This is a genomic window from Rhodopirellula maiorica SM1 (genome assembly GCF_000346295.1).
In the GTDB taxonomy this organism is placed as follows: domain Bacteria; phylum Planctomycetota; class Planctomycetia; order Pirellulales; family Pirellulaceae; genus Novipirellula; species Novipirellula maiorica.
This window is the reverse complement of sequence record NZ_ANOG01000759.1, coordinates 1-4,911: the sequence shown is the minus strand read 5'-3', so window position 1 is coordinate 4,911 and position 4,911 is coordinate 1. Positions and strand designations below refer to the sequence as shown.

Below are 4,911 nucleotides of genomic sequence, written 5' to 3'. Positions count from 1 at the left end.
AAGGCTGCCGATCATCTCGGGTGGCGTCGCGATGTCGATTCCCAAACCACGAGTCAACAATCGATATGCAGTCGATCGCGAGATTTCGATTGACTTGCATCCATTCATCTAGTCCGTCTGGATAAAACGAACTTAAAAACTCGATCGCTTTCGGTAATGCCAACAGCGGCGTGGGATCAAACGTTCCTTTCCAATCAAATTCCGCCAGAAACCGTGATCGATTCGGACGTGGTCGGTTTGCCGCATGGCTGATGATTGTCGGCCGCACTTCGCTCTGCCACTGGGGATGCACCCACAAAAACCCGGATACTTTGGGTGCACACAACCACTTGTGATGATTGGCCGTGTAGTAGTCCACCCCCAAATTACGAAGATCTAGTGGAACCATCCCGGGCCCATGCGCCCCATCGACCAACACGCGGACCCCGCGGCGTTTTGCCAGTTCCGCAACCATCTGCACGGGAAAGACCAAACCGGTTGGGCTAGTGATGTGGTCGATCATGATCAGCCGCGTTCGATCGTTTAGTGACTGCTCGATCGCATCGACGACTTGGCTAGGATCACGAATTGGAAAGGGCACCTCCGCCACTCGCACCACCGCACCCGCACGTTCGGCAGCGAATTTAGCTGCGTTGATGCATGCGTTGTAACCATGGTTCGTGACCACGATCTCGTCACCCGAGACAAACGGGAACGAGCGGAGGACAGCGTTCACGCCGTCGGTTGCATTGAGCACAAACGCCACGTCGCGATCATCAGCCCCGACAATATCGGCAAGGACGCGACGAACGTGATCGAGTTTGGCTTCCAATTCACGTTCCGGAGCCAAAAAGCGAATCGGATCACTTTCTAGTTCGTCCCGAAACGCTTGTTGAGCCTGCAGCACGACGGTGGGCACCGCGCCAAACGAACCGTGATTAAGAAAGTCGAGTTGCGGATCGAGTTGCCAATGACGCTTGATGTCGTCGACGCTAGCCATGCCATCCCTCCTGCGAAGTGTTCCTCGGGATCAGAGGCTAAAGTGTTTCACAAGGCAACCCAAACGCATCGGCGACAGGTTGATGGACCACCTTGCCTTGATAAATATTTACAGCCGATCGCAGCGGTGCAGAGGCTTTGACCGATTCCATCAACCCACCACCGGCAATGCGAATCACCCACGGAAGCGTCGCGTTGCACAGAGCAAATGTGCTTGTACGCCCCACGGCACCCGGCATGTTCGCGACACAGTAATGCACCACATCGTCGATAATATAAGTCGGATCACGGTGTGTGGTGGGGCGAGTCGTTTCGATGCATCCGCCTTGGTCCACCGCGACGTCGATCACCACGCTGCCTGGCTTCATTCGCTTCAAATCTTCGGCGCGCACCAATCGAGGTGCTTTGGCGCCGGGAATCAGCACCGCCCCGATCACCAGATCGGCACGCGTGAGTTGTTCGAGAATAGTGTGTCGGTCGCTGTACAAACAATCAACGTTGGCGGGCATCACGTCATCGAGGTAGCGAAGGCGGTCGAGATTGACATCCAAGATTGCCACATCGGCGCCGAAACCGGCTGCGATTTTTGCGGCGTTGGCTCCGACCACCCCGCCGCCCAGGATGGTGATATGTGCCGGTGCAACACCTGGAACACCGCTAAGCAAAATGCCGCGGCCCATCTGTGGTTTTTCAAGATACTTGGCGCCTTCTTGGATACTCATCCGACCCGCCACTTCACTCATTGGGGTCAACAGCGGCAGACGCCCCTGTTCGTCACGCAAGGTTTCGTAGGCGATACAGGTTGATCCCGATGCCAACATGCCATCGGTCAAATCTCGGCTGGCAGCAAAATGAAAATAAGTAAACAAGATTTGCCCCGGCCGCACCTTGGCGTACTCGTCCGGTTGGGGCTCTTTGACCTTGATGATCATATCGGCTCGCTCGAATACCTCGTCGGCCGTTTGGCACAGCTCGGCGCCACATTGCAAATAGTCTTCGTCGGTCACGCCGGACCCAACGCCAGCGGCCGATTGGATCAACACTTGATGTCCGCGAGCAATCAACTCTTCGACTCCCACCGGCAATAATGCCACACGATATTCGTCGGACTTAACTTCGGTGGGTACCCCAATGATCATGTTAGTTTCCTTAACAAGAAGCGAGTCGAATGGCTCTAGCCCTCAAACGGCAAATCGGCCATGAGACACACACGGCGTAAGGGCAACTCGCAGTAGCGAGACGATTTTTAGGCAATGTACGATTGCACCCCAGGTCCGTCGACCGCGTCGAACGAATGATGTTTTTGCCGGTCTCGAATTATCCCCTACGTTTTACAATTACGTGGTCGATTCAGCCTCCAGCGGCCGTGCTTCTTTCGACAAGCGAGCGATCATCGCGGTCAAACGCTCACGGAGCTCGACGAGCAAAGGATCCTCTACCCCTCGCGGCGCCTTGGCCGCTGGCACCGGAATCGCAGCATCAAATTCGATCACGGCATGCAGTTCGATCCCCACATCGGCTTTGCCCCACAATGATTCCTGCATCCGCTGGATCGTTTCCACGATGCGAGCATCGGTAACGTCGTCGGACTCGAGATAGCAATTGGGGTATGAGACTAGTTCTTGAGCAAGATCCGCGGCCGCGATGTCATTTTTCAATCGCACCTTCTCCTGCTCGTCTGGATTTTCCGAAAACCAAATCGACGAAACTTTCGTGCGGATCGCGCGAACTCGAGTCCTCAGGTCCTCATTCCCCGCGGACATCTTTAGCCGCGATTCGGTGGCGGACAACAGATGTTGGATCAGCCGGTCGCGACGCTCCGATAGATTTCCTGCACACGTGCTGCCCAAGTGCTGAACCTCGCGTAATGCCAACAATGCCTCGGCAACCCGTATTGTGCGAGTGAGTATCGAACCGCCAAGCGACGGGGTCCAACCAAGATGCGATTCGATCACCGACAATTGTTGGTGAGCCCATGAATCGATCTTATGTTTACAGAGGTATTTGATCGCGATCGGATGCATCACCACTTTACTGCCAAATTGTTTCTCGCGACGGCGCGCGGCAGCCCTTGCCATAAACGTCACTCCATCAAGCAGCGGCTTGAGCACGTCATTGGTGCGATTGGTGGTCCCCTCGGGAAAGACAATCAAGGGACGTTCGGCTTCGGTCAGAATCTGAATCGCAGTATCCAACGCCTTCCGATCGGAACCTTCGCGAAAGATGCTGAATGCCCCCATTCGCCGAATCGCAAACGCATCAAGCCAACCGTCGTTGAACAAATGCCACGACGCCATCGCATAAACGGGCGTTTTAGCGTGCCGAGCGGGCCAGCCCAACACAAGCGGATCGGCATAACGACAATGGTTCGGGGCCAGCAGAATTCCATCACCGCGATCAAGCGATTCACGAAAGACATCGAGGTTGCGACATTCGTAGGAAACGACTCCTTCTTTTTTGCGCAAATAGCGGTCGACGATCCGAAATTGCTGAATGAACGCGGGCCACAGATTGTTACGGCATGGCGGAACAAACTGATACGGCCGATCGAGAATCACAGTCACGTTGTTGAAACTCTACTGCAGTATGCCAAGGGATTTCCGTGAGACACATCACACGGTAAGAGCGTCGTCAACCATATCGGTTTGCTGTAACGATCGCCAGACGGCGAGAGAAGACCGCAGAAATTTGGGGCGGTGCACTTCGCTTACCCCGAAGTCATGCGGGCCAAGTAAAATCCGATGGCAATGGCGACGACAAACAATGCAAACGCCAATGCTCCTAGCAATAATGGGTCGACCGACTTTTCATTTCGTCGCCGCGTCGCATTGCCGCCGCGACCGCTGCTACTTCCGATCTGGCTCGCCGAACTATTGTAAATGTCCGAATCCGCACCGACGTGCACACTCGAACGCCCCGAGGTTGCGCGAGGAAAACGGCCCGACCCTAAGCTCTCTTCGGACTGTTGATACGAGATCCCGCTGCTCGGCCGATAACCCGACTCGGCTTGCAGATCGATAAAACTTCCGTCCACCAAATCGGGACGCGGACGCACGTTGACCAAACGGCCACTGTCACTACTGCTGATCCCTTCATTCAGTAGCAACGACGCTCGGCTACTGGATATCGTATCGCCGGATTTGTTCGAGATCGTGTCGTTTTGATTTTTTGAAATCTGCGAGTCATCAAAATTGATCGACGAGCCCAACTCTTCATCTGGCATCGGAGCATCGCCCAAGCCCGAGGTCACTTTGGCTCCTCGAGGGACCCGAGCGACAAATCGCTCGAGCACGTCGGCGACTTCTCCGGCATGCTGGTAGCGATAGCGAGGATCTTTTTGGATCATCTTGACGCAGATCCCTTCCAATTCGCCGGGGCAATCCGCACGCAATTGGCGAATCGATTTAGGCATCTCGGTTTGGTGCTTGGCAATCCGCTGAGCCAACGTACCGTCGTTAAACGGCGGCTGACCGGTTAGCAGATAATAAAATGTGCACCCAAGCCCGTAGATGTCCGCGCGATGATCCACGGTATGACTGTTCAGCGCTTGTTCGGGCGCCAAGTAATCAGCGGTTCCTAATACGTTTTCGTTGTTGGCTACCGTTAACGATTCCTCGTCACCCGATGCGACCAATGCCAATCCCATATCCAACAATCGCACATTGCCGTTGAGATCCAATAACAAATTGGCGGGTTTGACATCGCGATGCACTACGCCTTTGTCATGAGCGTGGTCGAGTCCTCGTGCGGCTTGCGCTATCAAATCCGCGGCGGTCGAAAAGTCGAGCGGGCCATCGCGTTTGACCAACATCAGCAAATCGATGCCATCGACGTATTCCATCACGATGTAGTGCACATCGCCTTCGTTATCGATGTCGTACGCCAAGACAATATTGGGATGATTCAGCGACGCGATCGCCTTGGCTTCGAGCT

4 protein-coding genes are annotated in these 4,911 nt (G+C 54.8%); all 4 read right to left on the bottom strand.

The features are described from left to right. The coding region (locus RMSM_RS24580; protein ID WP_008702921.1) for an aminotransferase class V-fold PLP-dependent enzyme at nucleotides 1-979 on the bottom strand (979 nt) is incomplete at its 3' end. A 37-nt stretch (nucleotides 980-1,016) separates the two neighbouring features. Next, entirely contained in the window at nucleotides 1,017-2,117 is a 1,101-nt protein-coding gene (gene ald, locus RMSM_RS24575; protein ID WP_008702920.1) for an alanine dehydrogenase, read from the bottom strand. A gap of 198 nt (nucleotides 2,118-2,315) precedes the next feature. Continuing rightward, nucleotides 2,316-3,542: a lysophospholipid acyltransferase family protein gene (locus RMSM_RS24570; RefSeq protein WP_040769279.1), complete on the bottom strand. Its 1,227-nt coding sequence runs from the start codon at nucleotides 3,540-3,542 to the stop codon at nucleotides 2,316-2,318. Nucleotides 3,543-3,685: 143 nt separating this feature from the next. Beyond that, nucleotides 3,686-4,911: serine/threonine protein kinase (locus RMSM_RS24565; protein ID WP_040769278.1), on the bottom strand; the 1,226-nt coding region annotated here is incomplete at its 5' end.

Coding starts and splice junctions, on each gene's coding strand:
- ald (WP_008702920.1), bottom strand. CDS start 2,117: ATGATCATTGGGGTACCCACCGAAGTTAAGTCCGACGAATATCGTGTG.